The sequence below is a fragment of the Rufibacter soli genome (assembly GCF_054781795.1).
Genome location: NZ_BAAGTS010000002.1, coordinates 1,141,965 through 1,159,424, shown reverse-complemented (window position 1 = coordinate 1,159,424; position 17,460 = coordinate 1,141,965). Strand labels below are relative to the sequence as shown.

General features: G+C 47.6%; 16 protein-coding genes. 11 read left to right on the top strand and 5 right to left on the bottom strand.

Features of this window, described 5'->3' with window-relative positions; translation table 11 throughout:
* Window positions 1–38: 38 nt before the first annotated feature.
* Window positions 39–2,582 carry an excinuclease ABC subunit UvrA gene (gene uvrA, locus ACYVJQ_RS06790; RefSeq protein ID WP_460892316.1) on the bottom strand — a complete coding sequence of 848 codons (2,544 nt, stop codon included), beginning with the start codon at window positions 2,580–2,582 and terminating at the stop codon, window positions 39–41.
* A gap of 519 nt (window positions 2,583–3,101) precedes the next feature.
* Here uvrA and ACYVJQ_RS06785 point away from each other — a divergent pair.
* The 8 genes from ACYVJQ_RS06785 to hrpB all read left to right on the top strand — a co-directional run bounded on the left by ACYVJQ_RS06785 (window position 3,102) and on the right by hrpB (window position 10,731).
* Window positions 3,102–3,689 carry a hypothetical protein gene (locus ACYVJQ_RS06785; protein ID WP_460892315.1) on the top strand — a complete coding sequence of 196 codons (588 nt, stop codon included), beginning with the start codon at window positions 3,102–3,104 and terminating at the stop codon, window positions 3,687–3,689.
* A gap of 392 nt (window positions 3,690–4,081) precedes the next feature.
* Window positions 4,082–4,657 (top strand): TMEM175 family protein, encoded by a 576-nt coding sequence (locus ACYVJQ_RS06780; protein WP_460892314.1) that lies wholly within the window; start codon window positions 4,082–4,084, stop codon window positions 4,655–4,657.
* 93 nt (window positions 4,658–4,750) lie between these two features.
* Entirely contained in the window at window positions 4,751–5,272 is a 522-nt protein-coding gene (locus ACYVJQ_RS06775) for a hypothetical protein (protein WP_460892313.1), read from the top strand.
* A gap of 21 nt (window positions 5,273–5,293) precedes the next feature.
* Window positions 5,294–5,674 (top strand): TIR domain-containing protein, encoded by a 381-nt coding sequence (locus tag ACYVJQ_RS06770; RefSeq protein ID WP_460892312.1) that lies wholly within the window; start codon window positions 5,294–5,296, stop codon window positions 5,672–5,674.
* A gap of 10 nt (window positions 5,675–5,684) precedes the next feature.
* A complete protein-coding gene (locus ACYVJQ_RS06765; RefSeq protein ID WP_460892311.1) occupies window positions 5,685–6,161 on the top strand; it encodes a hypothetical protein in 477 nt (158 codons plus the stop codon).
* Between the two features lie 19 nt (window positions 6,162–6,180).
* The gene (locus ACYVJQ_RS06760) at window positions 6,181–6,999 is read left to right on the top strand and encodes a hypothetical protein (RefSeq protein ID WP_460892310.1); all 819 of its coding nucleotides are present in this window, start codon (window positions 6,181–6,183) and stop codon (window positions 6,997–6,999) included.
* A gap of 119 nt (window positions 7,000–7,118) precedes the next feature.
* Window positions 7,119–8,087, top strand: coding sequence for a caspase family protein (locus ACYVJQ_RS06755; RefSeq protein WP_460892309.1), 969 nt, complete (start codon window positions 7,119–7,121; stop codon window positions 8,085–8,087).
* 205 nt (window positions 8,088–8,292) lie between these two features.
* Window positions 8,293–10,731 carry an ATP-dependent helicase HrpB gene (gene hrpB, locus ACYVJQ_RS06750; protein WP_460892308.1) on the top strand — a complete coding sequence of 813 codons (2,439 nt, stop codon included), beginning with the start codon at window positions 8,293–8,295 and terminating at the stop codon, window positions 10,729–10,731.
* Window positions 10,732–10,955: 224 nt separating this feature from the next.
* Here hrpB and ACYVJQ_RS06745 read toward each other — a convergent pair whose 3' ends face one another.
* On the bottom strand, window positions 10,956–11,318 hold the full coding sequence (locus ACYVJQ_RS06745; protein ID WP_460892307.1) for a hypothetical protein: 363 nt from the start codon (window positions 11,316–11,318) through the stop codon (window positions 10,956–10,958).
* A 337-nt stretch (window positions 11,319–11,655) separates the two neighbouring features.
* On the bottom strand, window positions 11,656–11,898 hold the full coding sequence (locus ACYVJQ_RS06740) for a hypothetical protein (RefSeq protein ID WP_460892306.1): 243 nt from the start codon (window positions 11,896–11,898) through the stop codon (window positions 11,656–11,658).
* A 597-nt stretch (window positions 11,899–12,495) separates the two neighbouring features.
* Between ACYVJQ_RS06740 and ACYVJQ_RS06735 the strand changes: the two genes are divergently transcribed.
* The 3 genes from ACYVJQ_RS06735 to ACYVJQ_RS06725 all read left to right on the top strand — a co-directional run bounded on the left by ACYVJQ_RS06735 (window position 12,496) and on the right by ACYVJQ_RS06725 (window position 15,899).
* Window positions 12,496–13,614, top strand: coding sequence for an acyloxyacyl hydrolase (locus ACYVJQ_RS06735; protein ID WP_460892305.1), 1,119 nt, complete (start codon window positions 12,496–12,498; stop codon window positions 13,612–13,614).
* A 208-nt stretch (window positions 13,615–13,822) separates the two neighbouring features.
* The gene (locus ACYVJQ_RS06730; protein WP_460892304.1) at window positions 13,823–14,254 is read left to right on the top strand and encodes a hypothetical protein; all 432 of its coding nucleotides are present in this window, start codon (window positions 13,823–13,825) and stop codon (window positions 14,252–14,254) included.
* Between the two features lie 499 nt (window positions 14,255–14,753).
* Window positions 14,754–15,899, top strand: a complete 1,146-nt coding sequence (locus tag ACYVJQ_RS06725) for an O-antigen ligase family protein (protein WP_460892303.1) — start codon at window positions 14,754–14,756, stop codon at window positions 15,897–15,899.
* A 23-nt stretch (window positions 15,900–15,922) separates the two neighbouring features.
* Here ACYVJQ_RS06725 and ACYVJQ_RS06720 read toward each other — a convergent pair whose 3' ends face one another.
* Together ACYVJQ_RS06720 and ACYVJQ_RS06715 are read right to left on the bottom strand one after the other, a co-directional pair.
* Window positions 15,923–16,516: an ABC transporter ATP-binding protein gene (locus tag ACYVJQ_RS06720; protein WP_460892302.1), complete on the bottom strand. Its 594-nt coding sequence runs from the start codon at window positions 16,514–16,516 to the stop codon at window positions 15,923–15,925.
* A 145-nt stretch (window positions 16,517–16,661) separates the two neighbouring features.
* Entirely contained in the window at window positions 16,662–17,459 is a 798-nt protein-coding gene (locus ACYVJQ_RS06715) for an ABC transporter permease (RefSeq protein ID WP_460892301.1), read from the bottom strand.
* Window position 17,460 lies beyond the last annotated feature (1 nt).

Below are 17,460 nucleotides of genomic sequence, written 5' to 3'. Positions count from 1 at the left end.
GAAAAACAGCCCTGAAACGCAAAGGCCTGACTTACCTTCTACTTACTGCCCAGCTCTTTGGCCAAAAAGGGAGCTGTCTTGCTTTTCTTGACTTGGGCTACTTGCTCTGGGGTGCCTGCGGCCACAATGGTGCCTCCCTCTTCCCCGGCCCCGGGACCAATGTCCAGCACCCAGTCACTGGCGGCGGCCACGCGCATGGTGTGTTCTACCACTATAACGGTATTGCCGGCCTCTACTAGAACCTCCAGCTGGGCCATGAGCTTCTCCACGTCTGATGGGTGCAGACCGGTGGTAGGCTCATCCAGAATATACAGACTGTTGCCGCGGCTCAGGCGTTGCAGTTCGGTGGCCAGTTTAATGCGTTGGGCCTCACCGCCCGATAGTTCAGTGGCCGGCTGCCCCAGGCGCAGGTACCCCAGGCCCACTTCGCGCAAAACAGACAGGGCTCTATGAATGGCAGGCTCCTCGTCAAAGAACTCATGGGCGGCATCTACGGTCAGGTTCAGCACTTCGGCAATGTTCAGGTCGCGGTAGGTGACTTCCAGGGTCTGAGCATTGTAGCGGGCACCGTGGCAGACCGGGCAAGGCGCGTACACGCTGGGGAGAAACAGCAGTTCCACCATCACAAAACCCTCGCCGGTGCAGTTCTCGCAGCGACCCTTGGCCACGTTAAACGAAAACCGACCAGCGTCATAGCGGCGCTTTCTGGCCAAAGGAGTGGCCGCAAAAAGCTTGCGCACGTGGTCAAACAAGCCGGTGTAGGTGGCCATGTTGGAGCGGGGCGTGCGCCCGATGGCTTTCTGGTCTACCCGTACCAGGCGCTTGATCTGCTCTAGGCCACTTACTATGCGGCCGCCGGTGGTCTGCGGGGCAGGCTGGTCCAAGCTATCTGTTTCTTCCTCCTCGGGGGGCAATTCATGGCCCAGGTGTTCTGCTACCAATTCTACCAGCACCTGGCTCACCAGGCTAGACTTACCCGAGCCCGACACGCCGGTCACGGTGGTGAACACGCCCAGGGGAAATTCGGCGGTTAAGTTCTGCAGGTTGTTGCGGGTCACGCCACTGAGGGTAAGCCAACCAGTAGGCGTTCGGCGCTGGTGCGTTATTACCGGCGTAGCCCCAAAAAGATAGGCCGCAGTTTGGGAGGCACTTACCTGCTGCAGCCCCTGGGGCGGACCACTGTAGAGCACCTCGCCGCCTTTCTCCCCGGCCGCCGGCCCCACGTCCACGAGCCAATCGGCTTTAGCGATCACGTCCAGGTTATGCTCCACCACAAACAAGGAGTTGCCCGCTTTTTTTAGGTTCTCCAGGGCAGTAAGCAAGGCTAGCGTGTCACTGGGGTGCAGGCCCGCCGACGGTTCATCCAGCACATACACTACCCCAAAAAGATGCGAGTACAACTGGGTGGCCAACCGCAGGCGCTGCAATTCGCCGGGCGACAACGTGGGCGTGCTACGCTCCAGAGAAAGGTAGCCTAGCCCCAGATCCAGCAACACTTGAATGCGAGCCACCAAATCCTGGGCAATGCGTTGTTTCACAATCACCTGCTCGGGGTGCTCTTCATCATGACGGGAGGGCTTGCCGGCAGGAGCGTTACCGTAAGGCGAAAGTAAATCTGCCACCCGCTTTAATGGCAGCCTTGACAATTCTGTGATATCATAGCCAGCAAAGGTCACCGAGAGGGAAGCGGGGTTCAGGCGTTTGCCGTGGCAGGTGGGGCAATCTGTATGGAGCATGTACTGCATCACCCGCTTCTTCATGAGGGGGCTGTTGGTGTTGGCAAACGTATGGAACACGTGCCGCCGGGCACTACTGAAGGTGCCCATGTAGTTAGGCTCCTCTTTGCGTTTAAGGGCGCGCTGGGTTTGCTCTGGGGTATAGCCGGGGTACACGGGCACCACGTGCTGCTCTTCGGTGAACAGGATCCAGTCGCGGTCTTTCTGGGGCAAGTCTTTCCAGGGGATATCTACATTAAAGCCCAGGGTTACCAGAATGTCGCGCTGGTTCTGGCCGCCCCAGGCGGTGGGCCAGGCGGCAATGGCCCGCTCCCGAATGGTAAGGCTGGGATCTGGCACCATGCTGTGTTCGGTTACCTCATAGATGCGGCCCAGGCCGTGGCAAGTGGGGCAGGCACCTTCAGGGGTGTTGGGCGAAAACGCCTCGGCGTAGATGATACCTTGGCCTTTGGGGTAATCTCCGGCCCGGGAATAGAGCATGCGCACCAGGTTAGAAAGGGTGGTCACGCTGCCCACGCTGGAACGGGTAGTAGGCGTGCCGCGCTGCTGCTGCAAAGCCACCGCCGGCGGAAGCCCCTCAATGGCGTCTACCTCGGGCACCGCCATCTGGTGGAACAGCCGGCGCGCATAGGGGCTCACGCTTTCCAGGTACCGGCGCTGGGCCTCGGCGTAGAGCGTGCCAAAGGCCAGCGAGGACTTACCCGAACCCGACACGCCGGTGAACACTACCAAGGCATCTCTGGGAATGGAAAGGTCTACGTTTTTGAGGTTATGCTCGCGGGCGCCGCGAACGGTCACAAAGCCGGTAAAGTCTGAAGAAGCAGGTGCGTGGGTATCTTTTGCCATGTTCATGTAAACCAAAGGAGTATTTGCCCTTACGCAAGCCAGAAAGCGGCTGTTGTACGGAATACAAAACAAAACCGGTTATGGACGGCCGGTGACGGGTTGTGCTGCTAAAATTGACCAAAAACAAATAAGCTGGAAAGGGACGGATTACTGCACTTCCCTACACCATTAATTATACTCTCTTTATAAATGAATTAGAAGGCCCTTAGCAGGAAGGTTTGCAACCTGACCCAGCTCCCTTTTCCATCGGCCCAGCCGTCTGCCTGCCGGGACAGTTGAACACGTCACGGAGCTTCTGCCATTCCGGTCCTATTTACCCTTCTCGCCTGTTGACCCTCTCTAAGAATTCTACTCTTTCTCCAATCCTACGGTTAAATATGAAAAACCATATTTTTAACTATAACGTGAAAGAAAATTACAAATATTAGCCTCTACTGCTTGCATGCTACTTTTTTCTTCTTACCTTTTTGCACAATTAAGCCATTACATATATACGGTTACGTTTTCTATCTAAGAATAATGAAAGAGCTAAAGCAGCGCCACCTCCTTAGCAGTAAAGAATTCACCCTCCGGAAATCGGGGATTAGGGTTATTACCAAAACCTGGAAAGAGAACCTGGAATACCGCATTAGGTACGAGGACCTGGGCTTTGAACTGGTGAAGAAACGCGAGAAGGCTGCCCTGTTGCCCGCCTGTGCCTTTACCTTCTTGACCGGCCTTAGCCTGTACGCCTTTACCACCTCGTTTCTGACCGAAGGGGCCGGCCCGGTAGCGCTGCTTTGGATCACCGCCACGCTTGTTTCTATGGTACTGGCGGTCCTGGCTTTCTCCCGCACTAACCGCGACCTGGTGCTGCTCACCGGCGGTTCCCAGACGCTGGAGCTGTTCCGGGGGAAGCCCTCTAACATGGAGGTAGACAATTTTATCTTGTCTATTCACGCTCATATTCAGGCCTACTATAAAAACAAGTACGGCGTGATAGAACCCCACCTGCCCCAGGACGTGCTCATAGAGCGGTTTGGTTGGCTTCGGGAAATGGGTATCCTGAGCCAGGAAGAACACGAAGACCTCTGGATGCAGCTGCAGATCAAAGACCTGCTGTCGTAAGCACCCACTAGAAGAGCCAAAAACTGGAGCTCCCGTTTTGGACCTGTTTTTAGAAAAACAGGCTCAAAACGGGAGCTCTTCCTTTAGAGGACCTTAGCCATTTCTTAGGCCTGTTCTAAAACGCCCCAAAGGTGCTTGCGCCTAAAAAAATCTTCCGTTCTAGCCTGCTACTGATGATCCCACCAAAGACATTACCCTTTGCCCGGTTCTGAAAAGTAAAGACCACTTCATTTCCGTTTTAAGCCTGTTTTTCAGAAAACGGGCCCGAAACAGAAACGGGTGGTTCAACCCAGCCCCAGAAATTTACCGGGCTGTTTCTACGTATTCCAAAAAGTAGTACCTTCCCTTCCAGGAACAGAACATGCACCCCACCTGGGCGCTCCCCCACAAACATGCAAAAAGGAAGGTTAGAGGCATTCAGTGATGGCGTATTGGCCATCATCATCACCATTATGGTTCTGGAAATTAAGGTACCGCACCACGCCGACTGGCACGCCCTGGCCCCGCTCCTACCCGTGTTCCTGAGCTACGTGCTTAGCTTCATCTACATTGGCATTTACTGGAACAACCACCACCACATGCTGCACAGCACCAAGTATGTGAACGGCTCTGTGCTTTGGGCCAACCTGCACCTGCTCTTCTGGCTGTCTTTGATTCCCTTTGCCACCGGCTGGATGGGTGAAAACAGCTTCGCGCCGGCGGCTACGGCCCTGTATGGCGGCATCCTGCTTTTCTGCTCTATTGCCTATTGGGTGCTGGAGCAGACCATCATTCAAAAGAACGGCAAAGACTCAATCCTCGCCAAAGCCATTGGCCAGGACCTGAAAGGCAAACTCTCCCCGCTCTTGTACCTGACCGGCATAGCCCTCTCCTTCTGGAGCCCCTGGGCCGCGAACGGTGTCTATGTGCTGGTAGCGTTGATGTGGTTGATACCGGATAGAAGGATTGAGCGGGTTTATGAAAACTGATTTAATGCTAAATTTATTTAAAGAACTTACCTATCAAATTTTAAATAGAAAATACACTATATTAGAAGTTTAAATAACAGCATTCTATTAGAAATGAACATTCCTGTATTCATATCTCACCCATCTGCCCTAAATGCTGGCCAAAAGGTGAAGTTTGATTTTATGATAAACGAACTTCTTAACCAACATTTAGAACCAAGGTCGCTAGGCAGGAGTGATTACCCTACTCTTCTTCCTTTAAGAGAAGTTTTAAGTATTACCAGACATTGTGTCGGAGGTGTCGTTTTAGGATTTCGGCAATTTGAAACAAAGGATGGTATTTGGAAAAAAGGGACAGAAAGAGAAAGAAATCAAACTGAGCTTGTTAGTTTTCCAACAGCATGGAATCAATTAGAAGCAGGAATAATGTACGCATTAAATCTACCAATGCTAATATTTCGGGAAGAGGGAGTAGAGGGGGGTATATTCGATGTTGGAAGTAGTGATGTTTTTGTTCATACTTTACCCAATAGTGACCTTTCTTTAGAACAATCAAATGCAATTAGGCAAGTATTTTTAAGATGGGCAGCTAGAGTGCGACAGAGATACTATAGAGAATCAGAATCAATCGATTAAATAATTAAACATAAACTAAACATGCCAGACAAAAAAGTTATTTTCATTGCATTTGCAATAGAAGATGAAGCTCAAAGAAACTTACTAAAAGGTCAATCTTTAAATACCAACACTCCTTTTGAATATATTGATATGTCCGTAAAGGAAGCTTACGATAATGATTGGCAGCAAAAAGTATTAACACGGATACGTCGTTCAGACGGCGTTATCTTTTTAATAAGCAGAAACTCTTTAGCTTCAACAGGTCAAAAAGAGGAATTTAGGTTAGCTAAACTTGCAGGCAAAAAGTGCCTAGGTATCTGGGCATACAATAATGACAGAACAATTCCAGTTTTTATAAATGGCACATCTATCATACCCTGGACCTGGGCAGGCATAGCATCTTTCATAAATAGCCTTTAATATTAAGTCGATGCAAAATTCTATTGGCGTGACTGGCCATCAAAACATTCCTCAAGAAGGGTATACATACATAAAATCTGAAATTGAAAAGATTTTAGATAAAAATAAAATTGATATATCCTTATCTTCATTGGCAGCAGGGGCAGATCAACTTTTTGCAGAAACTTCACTCAATAAAGGCATAAGGCTATATTCAATCATTCCTTGCAAAGATTACGAACTTACTTTTAAAGATGATGTATCAAAACGCTCATTCTTCTCACTAAAGGAGAGATCTCATCTAGTTGAAATATTAGACTATGACCAACCCTCTGAATTAGCTTTTTTACAAGCTGGGAAAAGAGTGGCAGAATTGAGTAATAAAGTTGTTGCTATTTGGGATGGCAAGAGATCGAAAGGAAAAGGAGGAACTGCAGATATTGTAGAATACGCAAAAAAATTAAACAAAGAAGTAATAATTATTTGGCCTCAAGGATTAATAAGATAAAATTTTTCACAGATTTTGCATGAACGATAAAGAGAGGCACGATTTCTTTAAAGATTTATATGATAAAGAATTCACAAGAAAAGAAAATATCGAAAACTCTGTTAATATTCCCATCACTATCACAACAGCAGTTGCAATTTTAATATTTTTCCTACTTTCAGAATATGAATATAAAGATGAAAATATTTATTTAAATGTTTTATTTTACCTTCCTGTTATAATAGCATCAGTACTAACTTTAATAGGCCTTTATTACCTAATTAAAGCTTATGTGAGTATTAATCATGACCCATATAGAGCTATTCCCTATGCTAATCAACTTGACAATTATAGGATAAGCTTAAATAACTATTATACTACTAACTTACAAACTTTATCACACACTACAGCAGAGGCTCTTTTTTTAAACTATTTAACTGATTTATATATTCAGCAAACATCTTCTAATACAAGAATAAATGACACTAAATTAAAGGAGTTAAATATCACAAAACTACTTCTAAGTATTAGTCTATCTTTACTTGTTTTTGGTTTTTTTCCTTTTTTTTATAACTACTTTACAAAACCTGATAAAACTCATTTTATTGAAATTAAAAATAAAATTCCAATTAACTTAGGGATTAATAACTCTATTTCAAATGATTCATTAAGAAAAATACAATTTAATAAAAAATCGACTCAACCAAAAGAGCAAGACACTCTAATTGCACCAATAAAAAATGACTCAATAAAAATTTACGAATTAAAGGGTCCTAAAAATAAAAAGCAAAATTATGATAATTCTAAACTCCCAAAGACCACCACTACCTCCTCCGCCTCCACCAGAAAGACTAATTAGAGAGATAAAAGAGCCTATCCCAAAGCCTACCTCCCCAAAGCCTCCCAAGCAAAAATAAAAGGTTGGAACCATTGCGGTTCCAACCTTTTATTTTCAAAACAATTTAATACTTAATAAAAATGAAAAGAGCTTTAATAGTAGGCATTAACAATTATCCAAACGCTGAATTAAAAGGATGCATAAATGATGCAACTGCCTTTAGCACAATTATTGAAACAAATGGCGATGGCTCACCTAACTTTGATGTAAGACTAAAAACTGACATTGAGACTAAGTCTGAATTAAAGACACTTCTCATAGAGTTGTTTTCAGGCGATTGCGAAACAGCCTTATTTTATTTTGCTGGTCATGGCGTTATAAATGAAATAGGGGGTTATTTAATAACCCCTGATTACAAACCTAACGATGAAGGGGTATCAATGGATGAAATTTTAATCTTAGCCAATGATTCAAAAGCAAAAAATAAAATAATTATTTTAGACTGCTGTAATTCAGGAAATTTTGGTTCACCAAAGTCCATCGGAGGAAGAGAAGCTCATTTAATTGAAGGAATTTCTATTTTAACTTCTAGCAAGAACAATGAACCTTCTTATGAAGTAAACGGCCATGGCGTTTTCACAAACTTACTACTAGATGCTTTGCAAGGTGGAGCAGCTGATTTAAGGGGCCATATAACTCCAGGAAGTATATATGCCTACATAGATCAAGCATTAGGTGCATGGGATCAAAGGCCAGTTTTTAAAACAAATATTACTAGGTTTACATCTATTAGGAATATTACACCTCAAGTACCTTTAGATTCATTAAGAAAGTTAATTGAATATTTCCCAACACCACAAGAACATTTTTCACTAGACCCTTCATTTGAAGATTCTAACTCCCCTGACATCCAACACAAAATTATTAAGCCATTTGCTTTACCTGAAAATGTTGCTAAATTTAAAGACCTTCAAAAATTCCAAAGTGTAGGATTAGTTATACCAGTTGATGAGCCTTTTATGTATTATGCAGCAATCAATTCCAAATCATGCAGACTTACAGCACTAGGATATCACTATTGGAGGCTTGTTAAAGACAAAAGGATTTAGTATCTAAGTAATACGCTTTTAGTTTTAATACAAATAAATTACTTAGCCGAAATTATATTGTAAAAAGGAAACATTAAAATAATGTTTATTAAAATTATAAGTATAAGGGCATATTTAATTCCGCCTAGCTTGTTACAACTTTATGTAAATTTGCAATTGGAATAGCAGACTTTTATACTGTTAACTTTAACAAACACTTTTCCCCTTGCCTTTCGACCCATTTACCATAGACCTGCCCGTTCGGGAGATTATCCCTTCCGTGCGGGAACACCTTGCCGCCCAGAACACGCTGATTGTGAACGCGCCTCCGGGGGCGGGCAAGAGTACCCTGTTGCCGCTGGCCCTCTTAGACGAGGCCTGGCTGAAGGGGCAGAAAATCATCATGCTGGAACCCCGCCGGCTGGCAGCCCGCACCATTGCCGAACGGCTGGCGCAACTGCTGGGCCAGGAGGTGGGTCAGACCGTGGGCTACCGCATCCGGTTTGAGAACCGCATTTCAGAGAAGACCCGCCTGGAGGTAGTCACCGAGGGCATTCTCACCCGCATGCTCCACTCAGACAACGCCCTCAAGGGCGTGGGGCTGGTCATTTTTGACGAGTTCCATGAGCGGAGCATCCACGCAGACGTGGCCATGGCCCTGGCGCGCGAGGCCCAGTCAACCCAGCGCCCCGACCTGCGCATTCTGGTCATGAGCGCCACCCTCAACATGCCCCAGCTCACCCGCCTGCTCAACGCCCCCGCCGTAGAGAGCCAGGGCCGGCAATACCCCATAGACGTGCAGTACGCCGGCGAGACCGATGCCCAACTGCTGCATGAAATGACGGATCGCGCCATACGCAAAGCCCTGCAAGAACAGCAAGGCGATTTGCTGGTGTTTCTGCCCGGTGAGCAGGACATCAGAAAAGTAGAAGCCCTGCTCCGGAAGGGCCTGCGCGAGGTGGCCATTCACCCGCTGTACGGCATGTTGCCCCCCGGCAAGCAGTACGCCGCCATTATGCCAGACCGCAATGGCAAGCGCAAAGTGGTGCTGGCTACCTCCATTGCCGAGACCAGCCTCACCATTGAAGGCGTGACCGTGGTCATTGACACCGGCTTCGCCAAAACCCAGCGCTTTGACCCCGCCACCGGCCTGAGCAGGCTAGAGACGGTGCGCATCTCCAAAGACGCCGCCGACCAACGCGCCGGTCGGGCCGGGCGCTTAGGTCCGGGCACCTGTTACCGCCTCTGGACCGAGGCCCTGCACGAACGCCTGGCCCCGCACCGCACCCCCGAGATTCAGGAAGCCGACCTGGCCCCGCTGGTGCTGGACATGGCCGCCTGGGGCATTTCAGACATCAGGGCCCTGACCTGGCTCACGCCACCGTCCAAAGCCGCCCTGCTCTACGCCCAGGAAACCCTGCACCAACTCAACGCCCTGGAGAATGGCCGCATCACGGAGCATGGCCGCAAGATGCACGCCCTGCCCACGCACCCGCGTCTGGCCCACATGCTCCTGGCCGCCCAGGAAAGCGACCAACTAGCCTTGGCCACCGACATTGCCGCCCTGCTGGAAGAACGAGACCCGCTGCCCCGCGAAGCCGGCATTGACCTGAACCTACGCATAGAGGCCCTGCGCCGCACCCGCCAAGAAGGACTGCACCAGAAGCGCTTCTCCAAGATTGACAAGATTGCCGCCAGTTATAGACGGATGTTTAACCTTGAACCCGAAAATTCTGCGGTAGACCCCTATGAGACCGGCGTACTGCTGGCCAACTGCTACCCAGAACGCATTGCCTACGCGAGGCCCGGCAACAACGCCCAGTTCCAGCTGGCCAACGGCAAGTACGCCTCTGCGGGCCACCGCGATGACCTGGCCCATGACCCCTGGTTGGCCATTGCCCACCTGCACGCCGGCGGCGACGGTCCGGGCCGCATTTTCTTGGCCTCGCCGCTCAACCCCAAAGACCTGGCCCCGCTGGTGAAGCAGAAAGACGTAGTCTCCTGGGACCCCGAGGAAGGCGAATTAACGGCCTCCCGAGACATGCGCATTGGTTCCATCGTGCTCCAAAGCAAGCCCCTCCCCGAGCCCGATGAACGTTTCCTGGTGCAAGCCATCTGCGAAACCATTAAACGCGAAGGCGAGGATTGGCTCAACTTCTCTGATGCCGTAAAGCAGTTCCAGAACCGCGTGCTTTGTCTTAGAAAATGGCACCCCACCGAGGGCTTCCCCGACATTAGCATCCCTACCCTGCTCATGACCTGCAACGAGTGGCTGGCCTATCACCTGGAGGACGTCCAGATTGGTCAGGACCTCCTGGACATTGACCTGCTGCCCCTACTCCAGAACATGCTTTCTACCGAGCAACGCCAACGCCTGGAAGAACTTGCTCCCGCTACCTTGACCTTACCCGACGGCCACGCGGTGGAACTCTACTACCCAGACAATGCCCAGGCCCCCATCATGGAAATACGCTTGCAAGACGTGTTTGCCTGGGAGCACAACCCTACCGTAGACGGTGGTGACGTAGGCGTGGCCCTGCATTTGCTTACCCCAGACCTAAAGCCCCTGAAAGTGGTCAACAGCCTGCATTACTTCTGGCAGGAAGAATACCGCCTCATGCGCGGCTCCCTGAAAGCCCGCTTCCCGAAGGTGGAATGGCGATAAATTGATTGTTGGTTGTTGGTTGTTGGTTGTTGATTGCTAATTGTTGACAAAAACAAAGGCATGGGCGGTTTAGAAAAGGTGTGAGGCCTAGGTTTTTAGATAGTATTTGTTTTGAGCCTGTTTTCTGAAAAATGGCTCTAAAACGCTACCCATCAGAAAATACAAAGTATAAAAAAGGGGCACAGAAATTTCTGCGCCCCCTTTTTTATACAGCCTTTTATAGCCTAGTGCCTGTTCTTTTTCACGTCCAGTTCCTTATCGCTGGTAGGCTTAGCGTTTCCTTCCCCTGAAGATGCGTTGCCTTGTGCGCCGCTACCGGCATTGGAGGCAGCCAGTGCTTTTCCTTGGGAGCTTCCGCCTTGGTTACTGCTGCTTGCCGCTTTGCTGCCAGAACCTGTTCTGCTTAAATAGAGGCCATACGCTAACAGGCCTATGCCCGCGGCAAACGCCACGTAAGATTTATCTTTGTTTCTGAGCGACTGGTAAAATTCCAGCCCCGCCTTTCCCGGGTCAGAGATGATGGCAGAAAGCTCATGCGGATTTTGAATCAGGTGGGCTAATGATTTTTCTTCTAAGGTATTTTCCATAGTGGTCATGATCAACGTTTGTTAGTGGTGTTGAATACGCGGTTTTTAAAGGAGAAGATGCCTGCTTAGGTAAAACCAAACCTCATTACTCAACCCCAGATCAGGTATTCCACCTATTGGTTTAGGAGCAGCACCATCTTTATGAAGAAGTCCTTCACAGAAAAGCTGACTCAGGTGCCGCCGCAGGCCTTACCTTCCGCCACTAGCCTCCCAAAAACTGAAGAGGCCGCGGCCTTTCCTTTGCCGCGGCCTCTTCTGGCCTTTACGTTCATTACTTTTCCGCACCCAGTTACAGGATGGGCGTAAAACGGCAAAGGCAATCTGCGTGTTATTGTGGTTACTCAATCCAGCTGCGGCGTTCATCAAAATGGTTACACCCGAACATGGCGCCGGTGATCATCTCAAACTGTTTAGGTTTACTGTCATGGGTAGCGTCTACATGCACCAGAGGCAGCACATATTCCGGGTCCATGGCGTGTTGGCCGGTCAGTTCATCACAAACCCCAAAGTCTTTGCTTTGTACTTGAACTATCTTCTGGTCTTGCACCCAGTGGGTACAGTGATTGCAAGTCGCTTCCATATGTATATGCTTTAAGTGAAACATCCCTAGACTATTTATAGCCCTTCTGGTAGCAGGAGGTTTCATTAGAAGGGCGCATTTAACTTATTTAGGAAGATTCTACCTTCACGCAAAGGTTCTACCTGGCTACTGCCCCACCTTAACATGTTCCCTTTTTAGGGCTGCCTCCTATTTTTCTTGTCGCTGGGACTGGCTATAGCATTTATATAAATCCATCCTCCCAAAAAAGTGAAGCGTGTCTCTCATCCTGATCTGGGTCTGTTTTAGGAAAAATGGCTTTAAAACAGATGCAAGGAAGAACGTCCAAGAATATTCAACCCTTCCTCTTCCAGGAGTAGGTCTTAGTCCATTAAAGAACGTTGCCTTCGGGCTACCTGATCAGGGAGACTACTCTTAGATCAACGCTTTTGAGGTATCCTCTGGCAAAACCCGCAGGCTTGATGACTTATCGGCCCTTCTCTAAATAAAATTGGGTTATGACCTTGCCTGGCTGGTTTTGATGCTGAATAGTTTCGGCCTTTTATTATCTTTAAAATTGTCTTTCCGTTTATCCAATCCATAGTAGAAGACCTGCCATTGTCAAACCTTTACCACACTATGCTCCGTTCTTTAAGGGCCTTCTTTTTCTTCCTGTTGCTCGCTTCTTCCTTGCCAGCTGTTTCGCAGAACCAGGATCCGCTTTCAGCGACAAAGGGTTCCTGGTCTTATGGCGTGAACGGGTATTACGGGGCGTATTTCAGGTATAGGTCTGGGCTTTCCCTGCTCAATTACTCGCACCTGCACGGGGTAGAACTGTACGCCCATAAACAAACCTCAGGGAAAAGGTTCTGGGAGCAGAAATATAAACTTCCGTCTATTGGGTTTGCGCTTTCTTATTTCAATTACATGGTCCCCCAAGAACTGGGAAAGTCTGTGACGGTTACCTCTTACCTGGATGGCCCAATTACCAAAATTGGCAAGGGAAGCCTGCGCTACAACCTGGGCACGGGGTTGGTTTACAGCACCATGCATTACAATTCCACCTCCAATGATAACAACAAGGCCATTGGCAGTCCAATTACTTTCTCGCTTAGGGGTAACCTAAGGTATGAATACCCGGTGCAGGAACGGCTGTTTTTAAATGTGCTTTTTGGCTTCCGGCATTTCTCTAACGGCAGCCTGAACCAATCCAACAATGGCATGAACATGCCGCTGCTGGGCCTGGGGGTGCGCTATGGATTAAATCCGACGGTTGTTCCGGCCGTTGATCAGGACGTTACTTCTCCTGAACTTAACAAGCACGTGCGCATGAACCTGCGGCTGGCCACCGGCCTAAAAGAAGTGCTGCGCGATGATTTTAAACACCCCGTGTACATGATGTCTGTCTTCGCCAGCAAGCGCGTATCACAGACCAACTCTTTTTTGCTGGGCGCAGACGCCATCCATGATACCGCCATTGGCGAGGAGTACCTCAATAAGGGAATGAATTATCCTGAGGGGTATTTAGACAAGCGGTCGGCGGGTGTATTTGTGGGGCATGAATTGCATGTGGGGCATTTGGCGGCTGTGTTCCATTTGGGGCGTTACCTTTACCAGCCCCACCACTTGTTCCCAGACTATTACCAGCGCTACGGCCTCAAGTACCAGCTCCTAGAACACCTTTCTGCCAGCGCCTTGCTCATGGCCCATGACGGCCACGCCAACGTGATTGAATGGGGCCTGGGCTTTCACTTATAGCCAGGAGCATCTGGCGGCGGCGGTGCCAACTCTTACCCGAAACAGGCGTTTAGCGTTTTAAAGCCGTTTTTCTGAAAACAGGCTCAAACCAATTACTTGCGGCAGCGCTTCGAATGCTATGGAAGGAGACACCATTACTTCTGGGGTAATCTTCCCTTTGGTATGAAGGTATTGCTTATCTTTACCTCTGCAACCAACCTCTGAAACTATGTATACAGGATTACAGCACCTTCACTCCTTTATGGGCTACCTGGTGCTTCTGGGATTATTGATCTCCTTGGGCGCTGCCCTGGTAGGCTTGTCTGGCAACAGAACATTTACCGACAAAGACCGCAAACTCAGCCTTTTTGGGCTAATAGCCACCCACTTGCAGGTAGTGGTAGGGATCATCCTTTACTTTGTGTCTCCGTTGGGCATTTCCAATGCATCTGGCGCGGCTATGAAAGACGCTACTTCCCGCCTTTATTTCCTGGAGCACCCCTTAATGATGGTACTGGCCGTGATTTTAATCACGGTGGGCTACTCAAAGGCCAAGCGCCAGGTAGGGACCAACCGCGGTTTCAAAACCATTGCTATTTTCTTTGGCCTAGGCCTTATTTTGGTATTGAGCCGCATTCCCTGGAATGCTTGGTTAGACTAAGATAGACTTTTAACAAGATGTAAAAGCCGCTTCTGCTAAGGTAGGAGCGGCTTTTTTTTTGCGCCGTGGGGTCATGCATGCGAATTACAAATCCTTTCCATGACCTTCTCCTATCCTGTTCCATTAGGTTCCATATAACTCTTCCAAGCGGTAAAGAGATACGCCTTTAGCTGATAATATTTTAAGCTTGTTCTTTCCAGGAAAAGGCAAAGTCAAAGGGAATCTTCGGGTTTACCAGTTTTCCTTTCTTACTTTTGCAATCAATTGAATTTATAGAGCAGTAGCTTAATGGTTTATTTTGCTATTTCCTTGTTCCGGCCCTGGCCAATCAATCGTAATCCCCAGCATGACTCCTTTCCTTACCACCCTTAGCCCAAAAGATAAAGGTCTATACGTACTTCTGCTCCTATTCCTTGGGACACTTTACTTTGCTCAGTTAAGTGCGGTCAGTTCTATCTTGGCAGGTCTGATGGTTCTCTATAGCTTTTTCGTGGAGAATTTGCGGAATAAATGGAATACTTTCCTCCAGCGCCGCGACCTGCAGGCTATGCTTCTATTCTTTCTAGTTCTGGTCTTTAGCGCCCTCCTCTCGGAAGACCATGCCACCGGCCTCCATCACCTGAAAATACGACTGCCCCTTTTTGTGTTCCCCATCAGCTTAGGCCTGCTACACCTCACTCCAATCTTTAAGCAAAAGATTTTGCTATCCTTCGCTGTCATTACCACCCTGGTTTGCTTTTTATGCTTAGGCACAGCCCTCCAAACCTCCCAGTTTTTCCAACGGCCTGAGTTCCTCTATAATGATGCCCTTTCAGGGTTTATCCGGCAACAATCCATTTATGTGGCACTGGCCGTTAACCTGGCAATTTTCATTTTCGCAGAGGTGATCTTTTTTGGGAAAAACACCCAAAAAGGCTTGATGGTACTGGCCGTGTTGTTTCTGTTTGTGGTTAATTATTTATTGGCCAGCCGGATAATGTTTGCAGTACTCCTGGCAACAGCGCTTCTTTTCAGTTTCTACTATACATTCCAAAAGCGCAAATACTTGGAAGGCGCCACCTTGGTCTTAGGCTTGGTTATAGGAACGGTCGTGATCCATAAGATGATGCCCTCCACCTTCAACCGCTACAAAGAACTCGCCTACCAGAACTTCAATTTTGAAAGTACAGGTCCTGAGAGCCACTACAATATGGAGATTACGCCTGACCAGTGGAATGGTGCTAACTTCAGGCTAGCCGCCTGGACCTGTGGCCTGGAAGTATTCCAGAGCAGTCCACTCCTAGGCGTGAACGTTGGCGACAAAGATAAGGTGCTCCGCGACAAGTACCGTGAAAAGAACTTCCACATGGCCCTTAAAACCGATAAGAACGTGCATAGCAATTACCTGGACGTGCTCTTTTCTACCGGCGTACTAGGCTTTTTAGTATTCCTGCTGGCCTGGGTGGTTCTCCCTCTGCGCCAAGCCTGGAAAACCAGAAACGGCTTGGCAACCGTTGTCATTCTCACTTTTGCCACTGCCTGGATCACAGAGGTCTATTTCGGGAAGAACTTCGGCACGATGCTGGTTGGTTTCTTTATCCCGTTTATCCTCACTTTCACTACTGAAAACAAAACAGCCCAGCTGGAAGAACCAACCGGGCTGTAAAAAATAAGATAGCAGGATACCACTTAGTGGTTGTCCTCCATATACATTTCTATGGCTTTCTCGGTATCACCTATGTAAACCAGTTCCCCGTGTTTAAGGAATAAAGCCCTGTTGCAATACTGCCTGATCACGTCCATACTATGGCTTACTAGAATCACGGTCTTACCTTCAATCCAGGAACTTTCAAATACCTTGATCGCTTTCTCCTGGAACTTCACGTCACCCACAGCAAAAATCTCATCCAGGAACATAATATCGGCACCGGCCTTAACGGCAATGGAAAAGGCCAGACGCGCTACCATGCCTGAGGAGAAGAATTTGATTTTGGTATCCACAAATTCTTCCAGTTCCGCAAACTCAATGATTTCCTTAAAGATGGCGTCCACTTCCTTAATGCGTAAGCCAAGTACAGACCCGGAAACATACACATTTTCCCTTGCAGTAAGTTCATGGCTCATGCCCACACCCAGGTTCATGAGCATAGTAGAGCCCTTAACCTGTACATAACCACTGTCAGTTGGAAATACGCCGGCCAACAGTTTCACCAGGGTTGATTTGCCAGATCCGTTACGACCTAATAGGCCAATACATTCCCCCTTCATAATTTCCAGTGACATACTTTTTACGGCTGGCACATACTTATTTCTTGAAGGTTTAAACACATTAAATAACCGGTGCTTCACCGTGTTATGGCTATCTTCTGAAATTTGAAAGGTCTTACTGATATTTCTTGCCTTTATAGCTAAGCTATCTCCCATGTCACTATAACTTCTCTGCGGCCTTGGCCCCCAGCTTGTTTAAAAAAATAAAACCTACAAATAACAAGAATATTGCATATCCAAAATCAAATGCCATCAGTTCAAAACTAGGCATTTGGTTATACATCATTACTTGGCGTGCGTTGATGATGATACCTGCTATTGGATTGACAAAGTCAAAGGAAGGAAGAGCCTGCTTAAACAAACTTAGCTTATAGAAAATTGGCGAAAGAAAAAAGAGGATGGAGGTAAAGACTTGCCATATCTGGGTAATATCTTTTGCAATCACAAAGATGCAGGATAAAATTAAGGACAAAGCAAATGAAAGAATGAACAAGTTTAAGAAGATTGGTATTATCCATAGGTTCAAAATACTTAACCCCATCATGTCCGTCTCAACGAAATTGAGAAAGACAATAAACATGGTGAGGTTGAAGAAAAAGCCAATACCATTGCTAATAAGGGCAGACAGGTAAATCTCCAACTTATTCATGTTACTATATTCATACAAATACTTCTTAGTTTGCAGTATCTGAATAGTACCTGATGTACTCTCTAAGAAAAAATTCCAAAGAACTAAACCTATGAAAAGGTACGAAGCAAAAGCCTCCAAATCTGTCTTTAAAATTGTCTTGAAAACAATATAATAGATTGCGACATCCATTAAAGGTTTGAGCAAAGCCCAAAGCAACCCTAAATTATTTTCATAGTATCTAAGTTTGAATTCAATCTTGGCTAAAAGCCATAATCTTTCAACCCTGTTGGTTCCAGAAAAGAAACCTTTGACGGTTTGGTTAAGCATA